Source organism: Flavobacterium pisciphilum (assembly GCF_020905345.1).
In the GTDB taxonomy this organism is placed as follows: domain Bacteria; phylum Bacteroidota; class Bacteroidia; order Flavobacteriales; family Flavobacteriaceae; genus Flavobacterium; species Flavobacterium pisciphilum.
In genome coordinates, this window is the sequence record NZ_JAJJMO010000001.1 from 88456 (window position 1) to 112905 (window position 24450).

Here is a 24450-nt window from a genome sequence, read left to right on the forward strand (position 1 = left end):
CGCTTATTTGTTTTCGATTAAACAAATCAACGATAGAACTTTTTCTAGTAATTTCCTGAATATCCTTTCATAATTCCACGTGATGAGTTTCGAATAAAATCTAAAATTTCATCTCTTTCTGGAGTTGCCTCCATTTCACCTTCGATTATGCTAAGTGCTTGGGTTGTATTGTAATTTTTTTGATATAAAATTCTATAAATTTCTTGAATTTCTCTGATTTTATCTGTGCTAAAACCTCTTCTTCTTAAACCTACTGAATTAATTCCAACGTATGACAATGGTTCTTTTGCCGCTTTGGTATATGGAGGAACATCTTTTCTTACCAAAGAACCTCCTGATATCATTGCGTGATCACCAATGTGAATAAATTGATGAATTGCAGCCAAACCACCAATTACAGCGTGGTTTCCTACTACTACGTGTCCTGCCAATGCAACACCATTTACAATAATTGCATTATTACCAATCTCGCAATCGTGAGCAATATGAGCATAAGCCATAATCAAGCAATTGTTACCAAGAATTGTTTGTCCAGATGCAACCGTACCACGATTAATTGTAACACACTCTCTAATAGTGCAATTATCTCCTATTATCGCTAAAGAATCCTCTCCACCAAACTTTAAATCTTGGGGTACTGCGGAAATTACTGCGCCTGGAAAAATATTACAATTTTTTCCAATTCGCGCGCCTTCCATTATGGTTACATTTGAACCAATCCAAGTACCATCACCAATAACTACATTATTGTGAATTGTTGTAAAAGGCTCAATTACAACGTTTTTAGCGATTTTGGCGCCAGGATGAACATAAGCTAAAGGTTGATTCATCTGTATTTTTTATATTTTAAATTAAAATTGTCTTTTTTTGAAACAATAAATCTAAATAATTAACTATTTTCTTTATTGTTTTTTTGCAATTTGTGCCATTAACTCTGCTTCAGTAACTAATTTACCATTTGCATAAGCATTTGCTTGCATGTGACAAATTCCTCTTCTTATAGGAGAAATTAATTCACATTTAAATATTAATGTATCTCCAGGTAATACTTTGTGCTTGAACTTAACATTGTCTATTTTCATAAAATAAGTTAAGTAATTTTCTGGATCTGGAACGGTACTTAATACTAAGATTCCTCCTGTTTGTGCCATTGCTTCAACAATTAAAACACCCGGCATAACTGGGGCTTCAGGGAAATGACCTACAAAGAAATTCTCATTCATGGTAACATTTTTCAATCCTACAACATGACTAGATGACATTTCAATGATTCTATCAATTAATAAAAATGGAGGTCTATGAGGTAAAACCGACATAATTTTATGAATATCCATCAATGGCTCTTGATTTAAATCATAAACTGGTACGTGATTTCTTTGCTCTATTTTTATAATTTTAGCTAATTTTTTAGCAAACTGAGTATTTACAAAGTGCCCTGGTTTATTAGCGATAATTTTACCTTGGATTCTTACTCCAATTAAAGCTAAATCTCCAATAACGTCAAGCAATTTATGTCTTGCAGCTTCGTTAGGATAATGTAATGTTAGGTTGTCTAAAATTCCGTTAGGTTTAACAGTGATTTTATCTTTCCCAAAAGCTTTCTTTAAGTTCTCCATTGTAGAGTCAGATATTTCTTTATCTACATATACAATTGCATTATTTAAATCTCCACCTTTAATTAATCCGTGCTCTAGAAGAGATTCTAATTCATGTAAGAAGCTAAATGTTCTTGAATTAGAAATTTCTGATTTAAAATCGGCAATACTTTTTAATGTTGCGTTTTGAGTACCTAAAACTTTAGTACCAAAATCTACCATTGTTGTAACTTGGTAGTCATCGCTAGGCATAACAAGAATTTCACTTCCTGTAGCTTCGTCAGTAAAAGAGATAACTTCTTTTACAACATATACATTACGTTGTGCATCTTGCTCTTCTATTTCAGCTTTTTCAATTGCTTCAACAAAATATTTTGATGAACCATCCATGATAGGAAGTTCTGATGCGTTTAATTCAATTATAACATTGTCTAAATCACTACCAACCAAAGCTGCTAAAACGTGCTCTGGTGTTTGAATTTTAACACCTAATTTTTCTAAATTTGTACCTCTTTGAGTATTTACTACATAATTAGCATCAGCCTCAATGATTGGGTGACCTTGCAAATCAACTCTCACAAAAGTAAATCCATTATTTATTGGAGCAGGTTTAAAAGTCATTGTTACTTCTTTCCCAGTGTGTAGTCCAACTCCTGTTAGTGAAATTTCCTTCTTGATGGTCTTCTGTTTAACCATTATTTCCATTTTTTTGGTTTAATATTTGTTTTTTTAATTCTTCTAGTTCAGCAACGATTTTCGGTAAATTCTTAAAATGAACATACGATTTGTTGAAATCAGTATATCCAAGAGAAGGTGTTCCTTGTAATATTTCGTCGTCTTTAATGTTTCTGGCAACTCCAGATTGAGCTTGCAGTCTAACATTGTTTCCAATAGTTAAATGTCCTGCAATACCTACTTGTCCACCAATCATAACATTTTTACCAATTTTTGTAGAACCAGCAACTCCAGACTGGGCTGCAATTACAGTGTTTTCACCAATTTCTACATTATGGGCAATCTGTATTTGATTGTCTAACTTCACTCCTTTTCGGATAATTGTTGATCCTAAAGTTGCTCGGTCTATAGTTGTATTTGCTCCAATATCAACATTATCTTCTATAATTACATTCCCAATTTGTGGGACTTTACTATAAATACCTTCTTCATTTGGTACAAAACCAAATCCGTCAGCACCAATAATTGTTCCCGAATGAATTGTACAATTGTTTCCAATTATAGTTTCGGAATAAATTTTAGCGCCTGCAAAAATATGGACATTATTGCCAATAACAACATTATCTCCAATAAAAGAGTTAGGATAAATTTTGACATCGTTACCTAAAACTACATTTTGTCCCACATAACTGAAGCTCCCTAAGTATAGGTTTTCTCCATGTTTTACACTTTCTGACAAGAAAGATTGCGGTTCAATTCCGTTTTTATTCAATTTTACTTGATTATAAAACTCTAATAATTTAGAAAATGACGCATAAGCATCATCAACCTTAATTAAGGTTGTGCTAATTTCTGTTTCGGGAACGAAAGTATCATTAACGATAGTTACTGATGCTTTTGTCGAATATATATGATTGATATATTTAGGGTTAGCCAAGAAAGTAAGAGATCCTTCTGTACCTTCTTCTATTTTAGATAAGCGAGAAACTTCTGCATTGGGATTTCCAACTACCTCTCCTCCTAAAATTTCTGCTATTTGTTCTGCTGTAAATTTCATTGCGACAAAAATATAAAAAAATAGGTTTTAAATGTTAATTTTAGATCAGTTGTTTTGGAAAGCAGATGTAATACTTTGTTACCAATTTAGATAACGATTTCAAATTCAGCTGGTCTGAGGCTTCAACAACATCCTCAATTGTTTTATCTTTTTTTAATATTCGTATAGGTTCGGCCTCTTTACTGTAAGCTTGATTTTTTATTTTCCCTCTATATATAAAATAACTTGCGTCTATTGCTGAAATATTATTTTGTGCAGCAAATCGTTCTTTTAAGCTTTGTAATTCTTCTAATGAAACTTTCTCACTAGTTAATTTGATTTTTAATAAGTCTCTGTTTACTATCATCTTACTTAAGGTAGAAAGAATAAAATCATCATGTTTTTGCCAAGATTTTAAAGCGCCAATTATGTCAAAATCATCCAATTGAGAAAACAACTCCAATGTTTCAGGAGTAAAAGTTTCTAGGGTAATTTTGTTTTGCATAAAAAATAGCAAAGGTTCACTACAAGGAAGGTGAATTCCTTTTAAAGTTAATTCTTTGGCTCTTTTTAAAACTTTTGTCAATATAAGTTCAGCAACCAAACTAGTTTTATGTAAATAAGCCTGCCAATACATTAATCTGCGAGAAAGCAAAAACTTTTCGACAGAGTAAATTCCTTTTTCTTCAATAACCAAAACATCATCTACAACGTTCATCATTTGGATTAAACGCTCCGAATTTACATTTCCTTCGGCTACTCCACTATAAAAACTATCACGTTTAAGATAATCCATGCGATCCATATCTAATTGACTAGAAATTAATTGCAACATAAATTTTCTGTGATAATCTCCTTTAAAAATCTGAATCGCTAAACTTAGCTTTCCGTCGAATTCAATATTTAATTGATTCATAAATAATAAAGAGATTGCTTCGTGATTTACATCTTCAACGATACTTCTCTCCATTGCATGCGAAAATGGCCCATGCCCAATGTCATGTAGTAAAATAGCCACGTGCAGTGCATTCTCCTCTTCTGCGGAAATTATAACTCCTTTAAAACGTAATGTTTCAATTGCTTTTTGCATTAAATGCATACAGCCTAAGGCATGGTGAAAACGAGTATGATTTGCTCCAGGATAGACCAAATAGGACAGCCCCATTTGTGAAATTCGGCGTAAACGCTGAAAATATGAATGCTCTATTAAATCATATATTAAAGCATTTGGAATGGAAATGAAACCATAAATCGGATCATTGAAAATTTTCAGCTTATTTATAATATTCACTATTTGGTTATTTTTTAGGTCAACAAATATAACTAATTATAGACTTATTCTGTTTTACATTTTTTAGAAAAAAGCAAACAAATAAACTTTTTTGATGTAATGTTATCATAATTATTTAAATTAGTACATCGAAAAGGCAATATTACGCTTTTTTTTAGCTAAGAAATAATTAACACAAATTTAAGTTCGTTTAGTTCGGTAAATTGCGAACCAATTTTATCTTTGTAAAAAAAAATTATGGACACTAGTATACAAAAGGAAAAAGAAGAGCTAATAGAGTTATTCGGTATTCATTTCGAAACAGTGTACCATTTACCACCACTTTGCTCTAGAATTTTAGGCCTATTAATAGTTGAAGCTTGTAAAACAGGTTTAACTTTTGAACAAATAGTTGAAAAGGTTGGCGCTAGCAAAAGTTCAGTATCAACAAATTTGAATTTTCTCTTGAAAATGGGAAAGATCGATTATTATACTTTGCATGGTGATAGAAAAAAATATTTTAGACCCTCCCCCTTTAGTGAACGATTTGCCAATTATATTAAAATAATTGAAATTGAAAAGAAAATAATAGATAAAATGATTACTTACAGAGAAAAAACTATGGACAGCCCAGAGGAAAGAATTAATTTAGAACATGCAAAAGCATATAAAGGTCACGTTAAAAAAGTTGAAGAATTGTTGAAAGAAACAATTATAGAATTCGTAGAAATAGAAAAAGTAAATAATAATTCATAAATCAAATTTAAATTTAAATCCAAATGAAGAATATTTCATTCTCCCTAATAGCGATCATGCTGGTTTTTGCATCATGTAAAAAAAAGGAAGAACAAGCTCCACCACAAGGTCCAGCTCCGTTCCCAGTTAAAACAATTTCAGTACAAGATGCTGTAGTATATCAAGAGTATAGTGCAAATCTAGAAGGACAGCATAATGTTGAAATTCGCCCAAAAGTGAATGGGTATATTCAAAAAATTTATGTTGATGAAGGTCAGGTTGTAAAAAAAGGACAATTACTTTTTAAACTTGAAACTCAAACGTTAAATCAAGATGCATCTGCTGCTAAAGCTGCAGTTCAAGCTGCACAAGTAGAAGTTGACAGATTAAAACCACTAGTTGACAGAAAAATTATTAGTATTGTTCAATTAGAAACGGCTAAAGCTAAATTAGCACAAGCAAAAAGTACTTACGGTAGTATTGCAGCTAATATTGGATATGGAACAATCGTTTCTCCAGTAAGTGGAGTAATTGGCGGGTTGCCATTTAGAGAAGGAAGTTTAGTTAGCGCTACTAGCGAAGTGCCTTTAACAACAGTATCTGACACAAAAATTGTTCGTGCTTATTTTTCAATGAATGAAAAACAGTTGTTATTGTTTAATAAAACTTTTAAAGGTGCTACTACTGCTGAAAAATTAAAATCTGCACCATTAGTTTCATTGATTTTAGTAGATAATACTGAATACGATCAAAAAGGAAAAATCGCTACAATGAATGGTTTAGTTGATGCTTCAACTGGAAACACACAATTTAGAGCAGACTTTAATAACCCTGAAGGTATCTTAAGAAGTGGTAGTACAGGAATTATTCGTTTACCTATTGAACAAAAGAATGTAATGTTGGTTCCTCAAAATGCAGTTTTCGAAGTGCAAGGAAAACAAACACTTTATATTGTTGAAAAAGGAAATAAAGTAAAATCTACAATTGTTGAAACAAATGGAACTTCAGGTTTAGATTTTATTGTTACAGGTGGACTTAAAGATGGAGATGTTGTTGTAGTAGAAGGAGCATCTAAATTAAAAGATGACATGGAAATTGTACCACAGCAAGTTAAAGATGTTGCTGTTCAAGCAGCGGAAACAAAAAATACTACAGCTAAAAAATAATATACAAGATGTTAAAGACGTTTATAGAAAGACCAGTTCTCTCGACGGTAATATCTATCTTAATCACCATATTGGGTGTTTTAGGATTGATGTCCTTACCTATAGAACAATACCCGGAAATTGCCCCTCCAACCGTTCAGGTAACTGCAACATATACTGGAGCTAATGCTGAAACAGTATTAAATAGTGTTGTGATTCCTTTAGAAGAAGAAATAAACGGTGTGGAAGGAATGACATACATGACGTCTTCTGCAGCGAATGATGGATCTGCAAAAATATCTGTTTATTTTGAACTTGGAGTTGACCCAGATATTGCTGCAGTAAACGTTCAAAATAGAGTTTCTCGTGCTACTAGTAAACTGCCACAAGCGGTTGTACAAACAGGAGTTACGACACTGAAAAGTCAGACGAGTGCTTTGATGTTCTTTGCTTTGTATTCGAACAACAAAGATTTCGATGAAACTTATATTCAGAATTACGCCAAAATTAACCTTGTACCAAAATTACAACGTGTTAAAGGTGTAGGACAAATAAATGTTTTTGGAGCCAAAGATTACTCTATGAGAATCTGGATTAATCCAGAAAAAATGGCTGCTTACAATATATCTCCGAGAGACATTCAGGCAGCATTACAAGAACAAAACGTAGAAGCAGCTCCAGGTAAATTTGGAGAAAATGCAGATGGTATTTACGAATACGTAATTAAATATAAAGGACGTCTTTCTGAAATTAAAGACTACGAAGATATTGTAATTAAATCTACAGGTAATGGTAATTTTGTTCATTTAAAAGATGTTGCAACTGTAGAGTTGGGAGCTTTTAATTATGGGAATAAAAACTTAGCAATGGGACAACAAGGTGTTGCTGTTGGGGTTTTCCAAACTTCAGGTTCGAATGCACAAGACATCATCACTGAGGTTATGAGTATTTTGGATGATGCGAAACCAGATTTTCCAAAAGGAATAGATTACGTTATTCCATATAATACAAAAACGTTCCTTGATGCTTCGATAGAAAAAGTAATTTCAACATTGATTGAAGCTTTTATCTTAGTATTTATTGTAGTGTTTTTATTCTTGCAGGATTTCCGTTCTACGTTAATTCCAGCAATAGCAGTTCCAGTAGCAATTGTAGGTACGTTTTTCTTCCTGCAGGTATTTGGATTCTCTATCAATATGTTAACATTGTTTGCAATGATTTTGGCTATTGGTATTGTGGTCGATGATGCGATTGTCGTCGTCGAGGCTGTACACGCCAAATTAGATGAAGGAGTGAAATCTGCAAAAGAGGCTACTATTTCTGCAATGAGTGAAATTACAGGTGCGATTATCTCTATTACATTAGTAATGTCAGCGGTATTTATACCAGTATCATTCTTAAGTGGACCATCAGGAGTATTCTATCAACAGTTTGCGATTACATTGGCAATTGCGATTTTGATCTCAGCTGTAAATGCATTGACTTTAAGTCCGGCGTTATGTGCTTTGTTCTTGAAGCCACACGAAGATTCAGAACACCATGAGAAAAATTTTAAAGATCGATTCTTTATTGCTTTCAATACTAGTTTTGATAGAATGAACAATAAATATGTTAAGTCTCTAGGGTTCTTAGCAAGAAAGAAATGGGTTGCAATAACTGGATTGTTAGCATTTTGTGCGATTACTATCTTTTTATTCCAAACTACACCTTCAGGATTTATTCCTAATGAAGATAGAGGTATCATCTTTGCCGATTTAACACTTCCTCCAGGAACTACAATTGAGAAAACTCAAAAAGCAGTTAATGAATTGGATTCTATTTTGGCATCAATGGATATTGTAGAATCACGTATGAGTGTTGTTGGTTTTAGTTTATTGAATAGTGTAAATGGTGGGTCTTATGCCTTTTCTGTAATTAAATTAAAAGATTGGGAACACCGTAAAGAAGCTAATCAATCGGTAGATGCTGTTGTAGGTGAGTTATTCGGAAGAACAGCGCATTTTAAAGATGCTAAAGCTTTATTCTTTACACCTCCGAGTGTACAAGGTTTTGGATCTGCTGACGGATTTGAATTGAAAATTCAAGATAAAGGTGATGATGATTGGACGACAGTAAGTAAAGTAAGTAATGAGTTCTTAGGTGAATTAATGAAAAGACCTGAAATTCAATATGCTGTTACAAACTTTAACCCTAACTTTCCACAATATCAAATGGATATTAATGTAGAAAGAGCTAAAAATGCTGGGGTTTCGGTTTCAGAAATTTTTAATACAATGCAAGGGTATTACGGAGGGTTGTATACTACAGATTTTAATAAATTTGGTAAACAATATCGTGTAATGATTCAGGCTAAACCGTCTGAAAGAGCTACTCTAGAATCTATTAATACTATTTATGTTAAGAATGCTGCAGGTCAGCAAGTGGCTATAAATCAATTTGTTGATTTTAAAAGAATTTACGGACCAGAAGCAGTTGCTCGTTTCAACTTGTTAAAAGCAGTAAACGTAAATGGTAAAGCAAAACCAGGATATAGTTCTGGAGATGCGATTAGAGCAGTTCAGGAAGTAGCAGCTCAGCATTTACCTAAAAATTATACTTACGAATTCTCTGGAATGACACGTGAAGAGATTCTTGCAGGAAGTCAGGCAGCTGGAGTATTTTTATTGAGTTTAATATTTGTATATTTCTTATTAAGTGCACAATACGAAAGTTATTTAGTTCCATTATCAGTATTACTTTCATTACCTGTTGGTATTGCTGGAGCTATTGGTTTTGTGAAGTTAGCAGGATTAGAAAATAACATTTATTTCCAGGTAGCCTTGATAATGCTTATAGGACTACTGGCCAAAAATGCCATTCTGATTGTTGAGTTTGCCATACAAAGGCGTAGACACGGGATGGATTTAACTCAGGCTGCGATCGAAGGTGCAAAAGCGCGTTTGCGTCCTATTTTAATGACCTCTCTTGCTTTTATCTTTGGTTTAATGCCATTGGCTTTATCATCAGGAGTTGGTGCAGTAGGTAACCGTTCAATTGGTATGGGTGCTGTAGGTGGAATGTTAATAGGAACAATTTTTGGAGTATTTGTAATTCCGATATTGTTTATTATTTTCCAAAGCTTACAAGAAAGAATCTCTGGAAAACCATTTACAGAGCAACAATCAGATGTTACACTTTTAGACGAAGAAAATGAAAAATAATGTATATAAAATAGTAACAGTTGTCTTTACGGCAACTGTTATGCAATCCTGCTTCGTTGCAAAAGAATACGAAAGACCAAAGGATATTAAAACGGAGAACTTATATAGAACCGAAGTGGTTTCTAAAGACAGTACTTCAATGGCAAATCTTTCTTGGGATAAAGTTTTTACAGATCCTATTTTGCAAGGTTATATTAGAAAAGGATTAGAGAATAACTTAGATATTCGAATTGCAATGCAAAATATTGCAGCTGCCGAAGCGTTAATGAAACAAGGAAAAGCAGGGTACTTCCCTACTCTTTCAGTTGGTACAGATTGGACACATCAACAGTTATCAAAAAACAGCCAATTTGGAGCTTTACTTCAAAATCGTAGTACTGATCAGTATCAGATAAGTGGTACTCTAGGTTGGGAAGCTGATATTTGGGGGAAAATTAGAAGTAATAAACGTGCAACAAGTGCAGCTTATTTACAGACTACTGCTGCAAACCAAGCTGTTAAGACACAATTAATTGCTGATATTGCTGCAACTTACTATCAGTTAATTGCTATAGATGAGCAAATTAAATTATCAGAAGAGACTTTGATCAACAGAACCGAAAGTGTTGAAGCGATAATTGCTTTGAAAGATGCTGGAAATGTAACCGAAGTTGGAGTTAAACAAACAGAGGCTCAGAAATATGCAACAGAAATTATCATCGCTGATTTAAAAGTGAACACGATTCTTTTTGAAAATAAAATGAGTATTCTTTTGGGTGTAGCTCCTACTAAAGTTGAAAGAAGTAGTTTTGAAGCTCAAAAAACACAACCAGAGATTACACTTGGTGTACCTGCAACTTTATTAAGAAACAGACCTGATGTAATTGCTGCAGAATATAATTTGATTTCAAATTTTGAAAGAACCAACGTTGCAAGAAGTAATTTTTATCCAACATTTAAAATTACTGCAACTGGAGGATTACAAAGTATTGATCTTAAAGAATGGTTTAGTTCAAATTCATTTTTTGCAAATATTGTAACAGGATTAACACAGCCAATCTTTAATCAACGTTTGAATAAAACAAATCTAGAAATAGCTAAGTCAAATCAAGAAGTTGCATACATACAGTTTGAGCAATCTTTACTTAATGCAGGAAGAGAAGTTTCAGATGCATTAGCGCAATATAATAACGAAACCCAAAAAATTGTAATTCGTCAGAAACAAGTAGATGCTTTAAAAGTAGCTACAGATTATTCAGATGAATTATTGAAATATGGTTTAGTGAATTATCTAGAAGTTCTTACTGCAAAAGACAATGCACTGAATGTAGAATTAACTTTAATAGATAATAAATTTTCACAATACAATGCCATTATTCAATTATATAGAGCCCTTGGTGGTGGATGGCAATAAGATTTCATAATTAGGTTACTTATTAATTTTTATATTAAAACCACTGAATATTTTTATATTCAGTGGTTTTGTTTTTTTACACTAAAAATTATCATAATATTAATAAATAGCCGTTTTAAAAAGAACTAAATTGCCACTTAGATTTAACAATTTTGAACAAGCTATATAATTATGGATAAGATAAAAATACTTTGGGTTGATGATGAAATCGACTTATTAAAGCCACACATACTATTTTTAGAGAAAAAAAATTATGCAGTAACGACATGTAATAACGGTCTTGATGCAATTGCAATTTTTGAAGAGGACAATTTTGATATTGTTTTTCTTGATGAAAATATGCCAGGAATGAGCGGATTGGAGACACTTTCTGAGATGAAAGAAAAAAAATCAACCATTCCGATGATTATGATTACCAAAAGTGAAGAAGAATATATCATGGAAGAAGCCATCGGGTCTAAAATAGCCGATTACCTTATTAAACCCGTGAATCCAAATCAGATTTTATTAAGCTTAAAGAAAAACTTAGACCATTCAAGATTAATTTCTGAAAAAACAACATTAGACTACCAAAAGGAATTTAGAAAAATTGCTATGGAAATGGCAATGGTCAATTCTTATGAAGACTGGATTGAGTTGTATAAGAAGTTGATTTTTTGGGAATTGGAGCTTGAGAATATTAATGATCAAGGAATGATTCAGATTTTAGAATCTCAAAAAGTTGAAGCTAATTCACAATTTGGGAAATACATAGAACGCAATTATGAAGACTGGTTTGCACCAAAAGCGGATAAACCAATTCAATCGCATACCCTGTTTAAAGAATTAGTAGTTCCGGAAATTAAAAAGAAAGACAAGCCAATTTTGTTTGTAGTAATAGATAATTTACGCTACGACCAATGGAAATCATTTGAGAAAGTAGTAGGTAATTATTATAAGTTAGAAAAAGAAGTTCCTTATTTCTCCATACTTCCTACGGCTACACAATATGCTAGAAATGCAATATTTTCAGGTTTGTTGCCTATTGAAATGGAAAAGCAATTTCCTGAGTATTGGAAAAATGATGTAGAAGACGGAGGGAAAAATTTATTTGAAGCTGAATTTTTAAGTGCGCAACTAAAACGCTTGGGATTAAATATAAAAGAAGATTATTTTAAAATCACCAATCTAGCAAGTGGAAAAAAATTAGCTGAAAATTTTAAAGCACTTAAGAACAATGATCTTGTTACGGTGGTTTACAATTTTGTGGATATGTTATCGCATGCTAAAACTGAACTAGATGTTGTAAAGGAATTGGCTTCAGATGACAAAGCCTACCGATCGCTGACATTGAGCTGGTTTAAAAATTCTCCTTTGTTAGAAATTATACAGCAAGCTCAGCACTTAGGTTTTAAATTAATTCTTACTACAGATCATGGGACAATTAATGTAAAAAACCCATCCAAAGTGGTTGGAGATAAAAATACAAGTTTGAACTTACGTTACAAAACTGGGCGTAGCTTGACGTACGAGCAAAAAGATGTGTATGTTGCAAAAGAACCTAAAAAAATAGGATTACCTGCCATAAATATGAGTAGTTCGTTTATTTTTGCAAAAAATGATTTGTTTTTGGCTTATGTGAATAATTACAATCATTATGTGAGTTATTATAAAAATACCTATCAGCATGGTGGAATTTCCTTAGAAGAAATGATAATCCCATTCTTGATATTTAACCCTAAATAATTAGGGTTTTAATCACAGCATTTAATTAGCATTAGTCAAAATAATTTTGCTTTAAAAATATATAAATATAAAATGGAAGTTACTTTTTCGTTAGATCAAATTCAGGAAGTTGCAGAACAAATTTTAGCACAAAACCCAAATAAAATTCTCCTATTTAATGGAGAAATGGGTGCTGGAAAAACAACATTAATTAAACAGTTATGCAAAACTCTTGGAATTGAGGATGCTACAAGTAGTCCAACTTTTTCTTTAGTTAATGAATATAAAACTAATGATAATCAAACAGTTTATCATTTTGATTTTTATAGATTGAATCATGAAACTGAAGCTTTGGATATGGGAGTTGATGATTATTTGTATTCTGGAAATTGGTGTTTTATAGAATGGTCAGAAAAAATTCCAAGTTTAATTCCAGAACAACATTCAGTTGTTACAATTGAATTATTGCCAAATGGAAAACGTTTATTAAAACTTGTTTAGTTTTAAAATTATTAGTTCTTTAAGCTATGCGTATTAGCCCTGATAATACTGTTTTATTAAAAACTTTTTACGTAATTTGTACTCTTAATTTTGTATAAACAATGTCAATAACGATAACTCCATTTACGAAACAAGATTTGTTGCCTCAAGAAGAAAAACTTGAAATTGGTAGATACAAACGAGAACTGTTCATTGGAATTCCTAAGGAAACAAGTTATCAGGAGCGCCGTATTTGCTTAACACCAGATGCAGTAAACTCGCTTACCTACCAAGGTCATAGAGTTATGATAGAATCTGGTGCGGGCGAAAGTTCAAGTTATACAGACAAAGAATATAGTGATGCAGGTGCAGAGGTAACAAAGGATACTAAGCGGGTTTTTGGTTGTCCGATGTTGCTAAAGGTTGAACCACCAACGATTAACGAAATTAAGTTGATGAATGCGGAAACGATTTTAATATCTGCGATTCAATTAAAAACTAAGAAAAAAGCTTATTTCGAAGCTTTAGCACAGAAAAGAATTACTGCATTAGCTTTTGAATATATAAAAGATGAAGATGGCTCCTATCCTGCTGTAAAATCATTAAGCGAAATTGCAGGAACTGCATCAATACTAATTGCCGCTGAATTAATGATTACGGATGAGATTGGAAAAGGATTGCTGTTTGGTAATATTACTGGCGTTCCTCCTACTGATGTTGTTATTTTAGGAGCTGGAACTGTAGGTGAATTTGCTGCAAAAACAGCTATAGGTCTTGGAGCAACAGTTAAAGTTTTTGATAATTCAATTACTAAATTACGCCGTTTACAAAACAATCTTAATCAACGTGTTTTTACATCTACCATACAGCCAAAAGCATTATTAAAAGCGCTAAGGCGTTGTGATGTTGCAATTGGAGCTATGCGTGGAAAAGAGCGTTGTCCAATTGTTGTTACTGAAACAATGGTGGAGCACATGAAAAAAGGTGCGGTAATTGTAGATGTAAGTATAGATACTGGTGGTTGTTTTGAAACTTCAGAGGTAACAACACATGAAAAACCAACTTTCATTAAAAGTAATGTTTTACACTATTGTGTTCCTAATATCCCATCACGCTATTCTAAAACAGCCTCACTTTCAATAAGTAATATCATTACCCCTTATTTATTGCAAATTGCAGAAGATGGAGGAATTGAAAGTGCTATAAGATGTAATAAAAGTTTAAAAAATGGTGTTTATATGTATCATGGTATTTTAACCAACAAAGCTATAGGCGAATGGTTTGATTTACCTGATAATGACATCAATTTACTTGTTTTTTAAGGCAACTTTAGTGTACCTTTGCCAAAAATAAAATTCATGAAGTTTGTACATCGTTTTGCTTATTATTTAGTTGGTTTAGTTATTGGATCTTTCTTTGTAGCCCTTGTGTTTAGTGGTAAAGATACGCGTTGTAATTATTTTCCAAATGCAAGAGTTTTAAATGATCTAAGAAATAAACCATTTCACTATTCAGATGAAGCTTCTAAAGTTTTGACAGAAAAATGGATTGATACATCAGATATTAAAAACACATTACAATTTGGTGATGTAGATTTTGATAAAAGTAATATAGAATATAAAAAAGGGAAATTATACGTTATTGAAGGTAAAACTTTGAAGAATCAAGAAGTAGTACTTAAAGTAATAAATTACCCTGGAAAAGCTGTTCTAGAATCTATAGAAAAAAAACAGGCTAATTAAAGCCATTTGATTTCAGGAATCTTCTTCGATTTTAAATAAGTATTTGTTTTAGTAAAATGTTTGTTCCCAAACCATTTACCTTGATTTGCACTCATAGGCGATGGATGACCAGATTCTAAAATATAATGTTTTATAGTATCTATTTTACGGCCTTTCTTCTGAGCAAATGCACCCCATAATAAGAAAACTACATTTTCCTTTTTATCAGATATTGCTTGGATTACTGCATCTGTAAACAAATTCCATTTTAAATGTTTATGACTGTTTGGGGTATCTTTTCGAACAGTTAATGAAGCATTTAAAAGTAATACGCCTTGTTTTGCCCAAAATTCTAAATTACCAGAGGTTGGCATAAATACAGAATCAAAATCAGTATTTAATTCTCTGTAAATATTGCGCAATGAAGGAGGGATTTTTATATCGTCATTTACCGAAAAACTCAAGCCATTAGCCTCCCCTGTTCCATGATATGGGTCTTGTCCGATGATGACAACTTTTATATCTTGAAAAGAGCAATGATTAAATGCAGAAAAAATCAAATCAATTGGAGGGTAACAAATTTGGTTTTTGTATTCTTCTTCAACTGATAGTATTAGATCGTTAAAATATGGTTTAGCTATTTCATCTGATAATACTGTTTGCCAATCTGGATTGAGGTTGATTTTCATTTCAATAAATTTTACTACAAATTAAGGAAAGTTTTTTGCAAAGTACCAATTAATACTACTATTTAGTTTCAAAACTTTGTAACTTTGAAGCTTTACAACTTATGTTATAATATGATATCTATTACTGATAAAACATTACAAGATTTACAATTCCCTACAGTGCTCGAAACTATTTCGGACATTTGTAATACTGATATAGGTAAACAAAAAGCCTTAGAAATAACACCATTCAGAGACAAAGAAACTTTGATGCAAGCACTTATGCAAACATCAGAATATGTTTCGTCTTTCCAAAATAATAATGCAATTCCAAATCATGGGTTTGATGCAATCAGCTACGAAATAAAATTTTTAGCAATTGAAGATAGTTTTCTTGAAGTTGGAAGTTTTAGAAAAATTGCAACCCTCTCATCTACAGTTAATTTTTTATTGAATTTCTTAAAAAAATTCGATGATTATTATCCGAACTTAAATGTTAGAGCTTCACAAGTTGAATTCACTAAAGAAATTATTTCTCAAATAGATGTAGTTGTAGATAAATATGGAGAGATAAAAGATAATGCCTCTCCCGAATTATCAAACATTCGCAGAGATATGAATTTGGTTCGCGGAAAAGTAAATCAAAGTTTTGGTGTGGCCTTAACACAATATAATAGTTTAGGTTATCTAGATGATATTAAAGAAAGTTTTGTACAGAACCGTAGGGTTTTAGCTGTTTTGGCTATGTACCGTCGTAAAGTAAAAGGCTCTATTTTAGGAAGTTCTAAAACTGGAAGCATAGCTTATATTGAACCTGAAACTACTTTACAATACTCTAGAGAATTAAGTAATTTAGAATATGAAGAAAAAGAAGAGATCACTCGTATTCTAAAACAATTGTCAAATGCAATTCGTCCGTATTTGTCTTTGTTGATTGAATATCAAGCTTTTTTAAGTGATATCGATGTTATTGCTGCGAAAGCAAAATATGCTAATAAGATAAATGGTATTTTGCCAACAATTACTGAAGAGCGTCGTTTGTATTTTAGAGATGCTTTTCATCCGATTTTGTATTTAAACAACAAGCAGAAGAAAGAAATTACGCATCCGCAAACAATTGAATTAAAGCAAGATAATAGAATTATTGTTATCTCTGGACCTAATGCTGGAGGTAAAACAATTTCTCTAAAAACGGTTGGATTGTTACAATTAATGTTGCAATCGGGAATGTTAATTCCTGTACATGAGCGAAGTGAAACATTTTTATTTGACAGAATCTTAACTGATATTGGTGATAATCAATCTATTGAGAATCATTTAAGTACCTATAGTTATAGATTGAAGAATATGAACTATTTCCTTAAAAAATGCAATCGTAAAACTATGTTTTTGATTGACGAGTTTGGAACGGGTTCAGATCCTGAATTAGGTGGAGCTTTGGCAGAAATATTCTTGGAAGAATTTTACCATCGTGAAGCCTTCGGAATTATAACCACGCATTATTCTAATCTTAAGATTCTTGCAAATGAATTGCCTCATGCAACAAATGCAAATATGCTTTTTGACGAAAAATCTTTAGAGCCGATGTATAAATTAGTTCTTGGTCAAGCGGGAAGTTCGTTTACATTTGAAGTTGCATTAAAAAATGGAATTCCATATGGTTTAATTAATCGTGCGAAAAAGAAAATTGAAATTGGAAAAGTTCGTTTTGATAAAACTATTGCCACGTTACAAAAAGAGCGCTCAAAATTAGAAAAGACTTCTTTGAATTTAAAAGAAGAAGAAACTAGAGCTCGTGCCGAAAGTAATAAAATGGAGAATATAAATGTCAAGATAAAACAAAAATTAGAAAGCTATCAGGAATTATATGATAGCAATCAAAAGACAATTTACATTGGACAAAAAATTGAAGATATTTCGGAGAAGTATTTCAATAATAAAAATAAAAAAGAATTGATTGGTGAGTTTTTGAAGATTATAGAAATTGAAAATTCAAAAAGAAAAAAAGCTACTCCTAAAGAAACTAAAGCAATAATTGAAAAGAAAAAAGAAGTTATAGCTGAAGTAACTGTTCAAGTTGAAGAAATTCGAAAAGAGAAAAAAGAGAAGAAATTAAAAGCTGTTGTCGAAAAACCAAAAGTTATTTTAAAAGTTGGTGATCGTGTTCGAATGTTAGACGGAAGATCGGTAGGAAGTATTGATGCTATCGAAAAAAATAAAGCTACAGTAAATTACGGAATTTTCACCTCAAAAGTTAGTTTGGAGGAATTAGAATTTGTAGAAGCAGCTAAAAAATAAGTAAAAATAGTAAAAACCGAAATAAAGAGATTTAAATAAGTATCTTTTAGAATACGGGAATTAAGATGGGTAAATAGAAAAAATCGCTTAAATGTCATTTATGAAAGCTGTTTTTTATTTGTAAAATTTATGGAATAACTAATTTCTATAGATATTAATAATAAAGGATGAGTTGTGTTTAAAAATCCTTTTTTATCATTCTTAAACAAGAGGAAAGTTTCATAAAGCTAAAAGCAAAAATATAGATTTCATTTTCATCAAAATAACTAGATTGAGGTAAACTTAAAATCTTAAAAACGGAAACAAATTAAATAATGCTTGATTTACCAAAAAATAAAAAAATAATCCTGTTTGACGGAGTTTGCAATTTATGCGATTCGGCAGTACAGTTTATTATTAAGCATGATAAAAAAGATAATTTTCGTTTTGCGTCATTGCAATCTGAAATTGGAAAAGATATTTGCAAACATATAGGAGTCGACATTACTAAAATGGATAGTATTGTGTTTTATGAACCCGGAGTTGCTTACTATTACAAATCAGGTGCAGCAATTGCAATAGCTGAAAACCTTGGTGTTTTATGGAGTTGGTTTTCTGTTTTTAAAATTATACCCAAATTTTTAAGAGATCCTTTGTATGACTACATTGCCAAGAACAGGTATAAATGGTATGGCAAAAAAGAAAGTTGCATGATTCCAAGCCCTGAACTAAAAGCAAAGTTTTTGTAAGTAGTAAAAAGTGAGATGTGATTTGTGATATTTAAAATGTGAAATGTAAAGAGAATCGAGATAATAAAAAAAGCCTCAAATAATAAAATTTGAGGCTTTTTTGTAATTAATCAGAAGACTAGCTTCTGATTAATTTTCTATATTTCAGACGTTTTGGAGTTAAATCTCCACCTAAACGTTTCTTTTTGTTTTCTTCGTATTCAGAGAAACCTCCTTCAAAATAGTAAACTTCTGAATTTCCTTCGAAAGCTAAAATATGTGTACAGATTCTGTCTAAGAACCATCTGTCGTGAGAGATAACTACTGCACAACCAGCAAAATTTTCTAAACCTTCTTCAAGTGCACGTAGTGTATTTACGTCCAAGTCATTCGTAGGCTCATCTAATAAAAGTACGTTTCCTTCTTCTTTCAATGTCATTGCTAAGTGTAAACGGTTACGCTCACCACCCGATAACATTGAAACTTTTTTGTTTTGATCACTTCCACCAAAGTTGAAACGACTTAGGTAAGCACGAGAGTTCACTTGCTTTCCTCCCATCATTATCATTTCTTGGCCATCTGCGAAATTTTCCCAGATAGATTTGTCAGGATTGATGTTAGAGTGTGATTGATCTACGTAAGCGATTTTTACAGTTTCTCCAACAACAAATTCTCCGCTGTCTGTTTTTTCTTCACCCATAATCATTCTGAAAATAGTTGACTTACCAGCACCGTTTGGTCCGATAATTCCAACAATTCCAGCTTGTGGTAAAGTGAAGTTTAAGTTATCATACAATAATTTATCTCCATAAGCTTTGGAAACATTTTTTGCTTCGATAACATTTGTTCCTAAACGTGGTCCGTTCGGGATATAAATTTCAAGATTTTCATCAAGTTGTTTTTGATCTTCGTTTAATAACTTATCATAGTTTTGTAAACGTGCTTTTTGTTTTGTCTGACGCCCTTTAGCTCCTTGACGAACCCAGTCCAACTCGCGTTCTAAAGTTTTTCTACGTTTTGAAGCCACTTTTTCTTCTTGAGCCATACGGTTTGATTTTTGATCTAACCAAGAAGAGTAGTTTCCTTTCCATGGAATACCTTCTCCTCTATCTAGTTCTAAAATCCAACCTGCTACATTATCAAGGAAGTATCTATCGTGCGTTACAGCAATTACTGTTCCTGCATATTGTGCTAAATGTTGCTCTAACCAAAGTACACTCTCTGCATCCAAGTGATTTGTAGGCTCATCAAGAAGCAAAACATCTGGTTGTTGTAATAACAAACGACATAAAGCTACACGACGACGCTCTCCTCCTGAAAGGTTTTTGATTGGTGTGTCTCCTTCTGGCGTGCGTAAAGCATCCATTGCGATTTCTAGTTTGGTGTCGATTTCCCAAGCACCTAAAGCATCAATTTTGTCTTGCAAAAGTGCTTGACGCTCCATTAGTTTGTCCATTTTATCGGCATCTTCATACACTTCTGGCAAACCAAAACTATCATTTATTTGATTGAATTCTTCTAGAACCGCCATTGTTTCGGCAACTCCTTCACGAACGATTTCAATAACTGTTTTATTATCGTCTAATATTGGTTCTTGTTCTAGGTATCCTACTGTGTAACCTGGAGCAAAAACTACATCACCTTGGTAATTTTTATCAACACCAGCAATAATCTTCAAAAGTGAAGATTTTCCTGAACCATTTAAACCTAAAATACCAATTTTAGCTCCGTAAAAAAAGCTTAGATAGATGTTTTTTAGCACTTGCTTGTCGCTACTTGAGTATGTTTTACTCAGTTTTGACATGGAGAAAATTACTTTCTTATCGTCTGACATTATTAATTTATTTTAAATTTTATTATTTTTTTGTTTAAACTCTTCCTTTTAATGCATTAAAAACCCACGCATTGGCTAAAAATCCTACTCCTACAGCACCAAATCCCCAACCTGAAACATCACTATATCTAAAAATTCCAAGTCCAATTAGGAGAAATCCCATTAGTACCATTATAAAAGTTGCCCATCCTAAGATTGTATTTTTATTCATCCCCATAACCGCGGTGTTTTTTTATTTTAAATAGCTTACAAATATCGGTAATTTAAGTGGCTTAATTAAATATTTTGTAGAGCATTTCTTTTAATAAATCAGATTGCGGTAATGCATTGGCTCCCACTCCTTTACTTTTAACATCAATGTCACGTAACGCCGATACTACCTGACTTACTTTTCTCATTGGATAATTTTTTATCGCCAAATCGTATTCTTTCAAGAAATAAGGATTCACCCCTATGGCTGTTGCAACATTTTTTGGGTTTTTGTCCTTTAATCCATGATACTTTAGCAACTGAATAAAGAAACCAAAAATTAAACCTGTGGTCATGACTATTGGGTAATCTTTAGGATTGTGTGCAAAGTTTTCGGCAATTTTATATGCTTTAACTTGATTGCGTTCTCCGATTGCTTTACGCAACTCAAATACATTATAATCTTTACTAAAACCAATATTTTCCTCAATATGCGTAGGTGTGATTGCTGTACCCTTTGGTAAAATTATTTGTAGTTTTTCAAGTTCGTTATTAATTTTACTCAAATCTGTTCCTAGGAACTCTACCAGCATTGCATTGGCTTTGGGTTCTATTGTATATCCTTTGCCAGATAAGACTCTCTTAATCCAATCACCAACCTGATTTTCGTATAGTTTTTTACTTTCGTAAACGAGTCCTTTTTGCCCTAATAATTTGGTTACTTTCTTACGTTTATCGAGTGTTTTGTATTTATAACAAAATACTAAAACAGTCGTTTCCATAGGGTTTCCTGCGTACGTTTCTAGTTTATCTATTGTTCTGGATAAATCCTGTGCTTCTTTTACAATGATAACTTGTCGATCAGCCATCATAGGATAACGTTTTGCTGCAGAAACTACATCATCAACAGATACGTCACGACCGTATAAAACAGTTTGATTAAATCCCTTCTCTTCTTCTGATAATATGTTCTTCTCTATATATTCAGCTAATTTGTCAATGTAGTAAGGCTCTTCTCCCATAAGGAAGTAGATAGGCTTGATGTTTCCTGCTTTGATATCATTAACAATTTTTATAACTTCATCCATAATTTTTGATTCAAGCTTTACGTTTTAGGCTATTGCTTCAATAATGATGAAACTTTAAACCTGAAACCTAAAACTATTTTATATTTTTGCCTCATGCAAAAACTAAATTTTCCCTCTTATATATTTCGATTCAAAAATAGCGAAAATAAAGTGTCTATTTTTGATGAAATCAGGAAAAAATTTATCATTCTTACTCCTGAGGAATGGGTTCGCCAACATGTGGTGCAGTTTTTAATGGTTGAGAAAAAATACCCTAAATCATTGATAAATGTAGAAAAGGTTTTAAAAGTCAATGGGTTAAGAAAGCGCTATGATATTGTAGTATATAATCCGGATGGTACTATATATATACTAGTAGAATGTAAAGCTCCTGAAGTAAAGATTTCGCAAGCTACTTTTGATCAGATTGCCCGTTATAATATGACTATGAATGCACAATATTTGACGGTTACTAATGGTTTACAACATTATTTTTGTCAAATGGATTTTGAAAATGAAAAATATGAATTTTTAAGGGAGCTACCCAATTATAATTCTCTAAATAAATAAAACGCAATACACTTGGATAAAATAGCAGTTGTCATTTTAAATTGGAATGGAGTAAAATTATTAGAACAGTTTTTACCTTCGGTAATGCAGTTTTCTCCCGAAGCTTCTATATATGTAGCGGATAATGCTTCGACTGATAGTTCTATTGCCTATGTAAAAGAGCATTTTCCTACTGTGAAAATTGTAGTAAATGCTGGTAATTATGGATATGCTCAGGGTTATAATGAGTCATTACAACATATAGATGCCGAAATATATGCTTTGGTTAACTCTGATATTGAAGTTACAGAAAATTGGTTGGAATCTATTTTAAGTACTTTTGCAAATGAGCCTAAAACAGCTATCATCCAGCCAAAAATATTAGATTTTAAAAGTAAATCAAATTTTGAATATGCTGGTGCGGCTGGTGGATTTATAGATAAATACGGATATCCATTTTGTAGAGGGCGTATTTTTGATACTATTGAAAAAGATAACGGACAATATAATGATAGCTCTGAATTGTTTTGGGCTTCAGGAGCATGTTTCTTTATAAGAAGTACAGTTTATAAAGAATTAAAAGGTTTTGATGAAGGTTTTTTTGCTCATCAAGAAGAAATTGACTTGTGTTGGAGAGCAATTAATCTTGGCTATACGATTAAATATAATTCGCAATCTATTGTGTATCATGTAGGTGGTGCGACATTGCAGCAAGGCAACCCTAAAAAGACCTTTTTGAATTTTAGAAACTCTTTATTGATGCTTACTAAGAACTTGCCTAAAAAGGGGTTTTATGGCATTCTTTTTGCTAGATTAGTACTTGATGGTATCGCAGGGATACAATTTTTAACACAAGGAAAGTTTAAACACACTTGGGCAATTGTAAAAGCTCATTTTTCTTTTTATAGTCTTTTTTCTAAATATTATAAAAAAAGAAGCAATTTCCAAAAGCAAGAATACTATATGGTTAAAAGTATCGTTTTCTTGTATTATGTGAAGAAAATCCGCGTATTTAAAGATATCTTTAACAGTAATCAAATTAATAACCCTTAACTTTGTAGACATACGTCTAACTAAAATTTTATTTTTTATGAGAAAAATATTCATTGCTCTAACTGCACTAATGGTACTATCTTCGTGTGTTTCTAAAAAGAAATATGCTGATTTAGAAGCTAAAAACAAAGAAACTCAAGATTTATTAAATTCTTGTACTGTAAAATTAAATTCTTGTTTAGAAGAAAAAGCTGGTTTAACTGCTACAGTTGCAAGTTTAAAAGAACATAACCAAAATTTAATTAGTAGTTCTAAAGATTTAACAATGCTAACTTCTAAAGGAGCTGAGAATTTAGAAAAATCATTGGAAAGCTTAAAAGAAAAAGATTTAAAAATATCTAGACTTCAAGATGCCTTAACTAAGAAAGACAGTGTTACTCTTGCTTTGGTTACTAGCTTAAAAGGAGCTGTTGGAATCAACGATCCAGACATTGAAATTAATGTTGAAAAAGGAGTTGTGTTTATTTCTATTGCTGACAAATTATTGTTTAAAAGTGGTAGCTATGATGTAACTGACAAAGCTAAAACTGTTTTAGCTAAAGTTGCTAAAGTTGTTAATGACAAACCAGACTTTGAGTGTATGGTTGAGGGGCATACTGATAGCGTTCCTTACAAAAGTAATGGTATATTGCTAGACAACTGGGATTTAAGTGTTAAACGTTCTACGTCTATTGTTCGTGTATTAACAAATGATCTTGGTGTTAACCCTGCAAAATTAATTGCTGCTGGTAGAAGTTCTTATGTGCCTTTAGTTGAAAATGATACAGCTGAAAACAAAGCACGTAACAGAAGAACTCGTATTGTTGTTATGCCTAAAATTGACCAATTCTATGATATGGTTGAAAAAGAAATGAAAAAACAATCAGGTAAATAATCTGATTACTTCATACTAGAATTGTAACAAAGATTTGCAATTCATGAATAAATTAAAACCAGTGAAATATTTCACTGGTTTTTTTTATGCCATCATGTTTAAAAAAGAGTTGCGTGTTAAAATAGAAAAAGCAGGTCGATTGACCTGCTTTTATGTACCCTTAATCTTTTTAATAACCAATTAAATATAAATTAAGAATAACATTATTGTGCTATATATAATGTGATGATTTATTTATTCGCCTCTAATATAGGTAA

General features: G+C 32.0%; 21 protein-coding genes. 13 read left to right on the forward strand and 8 right to left on the reverse strand.

What is annotated here, in order from left to right:
* Positions 1-44 precede the first annotated feature (44 nt).
* From lpxA to LNQ49_RS00430, 4 genes are all read right to left on the reverse strand, one after another.
* On the reverse strand, positions 45-830 hold the full coding sequence (gene lpxA / locus LNQ49_RS00415; protein ID WP_035624097.1) for an acyl-ACP--UDP-N-acetylglucosamine O-acyltransferase: 786 nt from the start codon (positions 828-830) through the stop codon (positions 45-47).
* Between the two features lie 72 nt (positions 831-902).
* On the reverse strand, positions 903-2291 hold the full coding sequence (locus tag LNQ49_RS00420; protein WP_229986823.1) for a bifunctional UDP-3-O-[3-hydroxymyristoyl] N-acetylglucosamine deacetylase/3-hydroxyacyl-ACP dehydratase: 1389 nt from the start codon (positions 2289-2291) through the stop codon (positions 903-905).
* The gene (gene lpxD / locus LNQ49_RS00425; RefSeq protein WP_229986824.1) at positions 2284-3327 is read right to left on the reverse strand and encodes a UDP-3-O-(3-hydroxymyristoyl)glucosamine N-acyltransferase; all 1044 of its coding nucleotides are present in this window, start codon (positions 3325-3327) and stop codon (positions 2284-2286) included. The genes LNQ49_RS00420 and lpxD overlap by 8 nt, the downstream gene beginning before the upstream one ends.
* A 40-nt stretch (positions 3328-3367) precedes the next feature.
* Complete coding sequence (locus LNQ49_RS00430) at positions 3368-4597, reverse strand: HD domain-containing protein (protein WP_229986825.1); 1230 nt, start codon at positions 4595-4597, stop codon at positions 3368-3370.
* A 237-nt stretch (positions 4598-4834) separates the two neighbouring features.
* Here LNQ49_RS00430 and LNQ49_RS00435 point away from each other — a divergent pair, with 237 nt between their 5' ends.
* The 8 genes from LNQ49_RS00435 to LNQ49_RS00470 all read left to right on the forward strand — a co-directional run bounded on the left by LNQ49_RS00435 (position 4835) and on the right by LNQ49_RS00470 (position 14975).
* Entirely contained in the window at positions 4835-5332 is a 498-nt protein-coding gene (locus LNQ49_RS00435; protein ID WP_229986826.1) for a GbsR/MarR family transcriptional regulator, read from the forward strand.
* A gap of 23 nt (positions 5333-5355) precedes the next feature.
* On the forward strand, positions 5356-6477 hold the full coding sequence (locus LNQ49_RS00440) for an efflux RND transporter periplasmic adaptor subunit (RefSeq protein ID WP_229986827.1): 1122 nt from the start codon (positions 5356-5358) through the stop codon (positions 6475-6477).
* Positions 6478-6485: 8 nt separating this feature from the next.
* Entirely contained in the window at positions 6486-9656 is a 3171-nt protein-coding gene (locus tag LNQ49_RS00445; RefSeq protein ID WP_229986828.1) for an efflux RND transporter permease subunit, read from the forward strand.
* Positions 9646-11049, forward strand: coding sequence for a TolC family protein (locus LNQ49_RS00450; protein ID WP_229986829.1), 1404 nt, complete (start codon positions 9646-9648; stop codon positions 11047-11049). Before LNQ49_RS00445 ends, LNQ49_RS00450 begins: the two co-directional genes overlap by 11 nt.
* Positions 11050-11220: 171 nt before the next feature.
* Positions 11221-12774 carry a T9SS response regulator signal transducer PorX gene (porX, locus tag LNQ49_RS00455; RefSeq protein WP_229986830.1) on the forward strand — a complete coding sequence of 518 codons (1554 nt, stop codon included), beginning with the start codon at positions 11221-11223 and terminating at the stop codon, positions 12772-12774.
* A 72-nt stretch (positions 12775-12846) separates the two neighbouring features.
* Complete coding sequence (gene tsaE, locus LNQ49_RS00460; RefSeq protein WP_229986831.1) at positions 12847-13254, forward strand: tRNA (adenosine(37)-N6)-threonylcarbamoyltransferase complex ATPase subunit type 1 TsaE; 408 nt, start codon at positions 12847-12849, stop codon at positions 13252-13254.
* Between the two features lie 101 nt (positions 13255-13355).
* Positions 13356-14555: an alanine dehydrogenase gene (locus LNQ49_RS00465; protein WP_229986832.1), complete on the forward strand. Its 1200-nt coding sequence runs from the start codon at positions 13356-13358 to the stop codon at positions 14553-14555.
* 36 nt (positions 14556-14591) lie between these two features.
* Positions 14592-14975: a DUF4258 domain-containing protein gene (locus tag LNQ49_RS00470; RefSeq protein ID WP_229986833.1), complete on the forward strand. Its 384-nt coding sequence runs from the start codon at positions 14592-14594 to the stop codon at positions 14973-14975.
* On the opposite strand, the gene ung is transcribed toward LNQ49_RS00470, so the two are convergent.
* Positions 14972-15643, reverse strand: coding sequence for a uracil-DNA glycosylase (ung, locus tag LNQ49_RS00475; RefSeq protein WP_229986834.1), 672 nt, complete (start codon positions 15641-15643; stop codon positions 14972-14974). The genes LNQ49_RS00470 and ung overlap by 4 nt on opposite strands.
* A gap of 111 nt (positions 15644-15754) precedes the next feature.
* On the opposite strand from ung, the gene LNQ49_RS00480 reads away from it, so the two are divergent.
* Both LNQ49_RS00480 and LNQ49_RS00485 read left to right on the forward strand, forming a co-directional pair.
* Positions 15755-17920, forward strand: a complete 2166-nt coding sequence (locus tag LNQ49_RS00480) for an endonuclease MutS2 (protein ID WP_229986835.1) — start codon at positions 15755-15757, stop codon at positions 17918-17920.
* Between the two features lie 314 nt (positions 17921-18234).
* Positions 18235-18648, forward strand: a complete 414-nt coding sequence (locus LNQ49_RS00485) for a thiol-disulfide oxidoreductase DCC family protein (protein ID WP_229986836.1) — start codon at positions 18235-18237, stop codon at positions 18646-18648.
* 118 nt (positions 18649-18766) lie between these two features.
* Here the strand turns inward: LNQ49_RS00485 and ettA are convergent, their stop codons facing one another.
* The 3 genes from ettA to holA are packed head-to-tail and all read right to left on the reverse strand — an operon-like array spanning position 18767 to position 21738.
* On the reverse strand, positions 18767-20461 hold the full coding sequence (ettA, locus tag LNQ49_RS00490) for an energy-dependent translational throttle protein EttA (RefSeq protein WP_229986837.1): 1695 nt from the start codon (positions 20459-20461) through the stop codon (positions 18767-18769).
* A gap of 34 nt (positions 20462-20495) precedes the next feature.
* Positions 20496-20678 carry a CAL67264 family membrane protein gene (locus LNQ49_RS00495; protein ID WP_229986838.1) on the reverse strand — a complete coding sequence of 61 codons (183 nt, stop codon included), beginning with the start codon at positions 20676-20678 and terminating at the stop codon, positions 20496-20498.
* Positions 20679-20733: 55 nt separating this feature from the next.
* On the reverse strand, positions 20734-21738 hold the full coding sequence (gene holA, locus LNQ49_RS00500; RefSeq protein ID WP_229986839.1) for a DNA polymerase III subunit delta: 1005 nt from the start codon (positions 21736-21738) through the stop codon (positions 20734-20736).
* A 93-nt stretch (positions 21739-21831) separates the two neighbouring features.
* Between holA and LNQ49_RS00505 the strand changes: the two genes are divergently transcribed.
* From LNQ49_RS00505 to LNQ49_RS00515, 3 genes are read left to right on the forward strand one after another with little or no spacing between them, the layout of a single operon-like run.
* The gene (locus tag LNQ49_RS00505; RefSeq protein WP_229986840.1) at positions 21832-22287 is read left to right on the forward strand and encodes a type I restriction enzyme HsdR N-terminal domain-containing protein; all 456 of its coding nucleotides are present in this window, start codon (positions 21832-21834) and stop codon (positions 22285-22287) included.
* Between the two features lie 12 nt (positions 22288-22299).
* Positions 22300-23319: a glycosyltransferase family 2 protein gene (locus LNQ49_RS00510; protein ID WP_229986841.1), complete on the forward strand. Its 1020-nt coding sequence runs from the start codon at positions 22300-22302 to the stop codon at positions 23317-23319.
* A gap of 37 nt (positions 23320-23356) precedes the next feature.
* Entirely contained in the window at positions 23357-24193 is an 837-nt protein-coding gene (locus tag LNQ49_RS00515) for an OmpA/MotB family protein (RefSeq protein WP_229986842.1), read from the forward strand.
* The last annotated feature ends 257 nt before the right edge of the window (positions 24194-24450 follow it).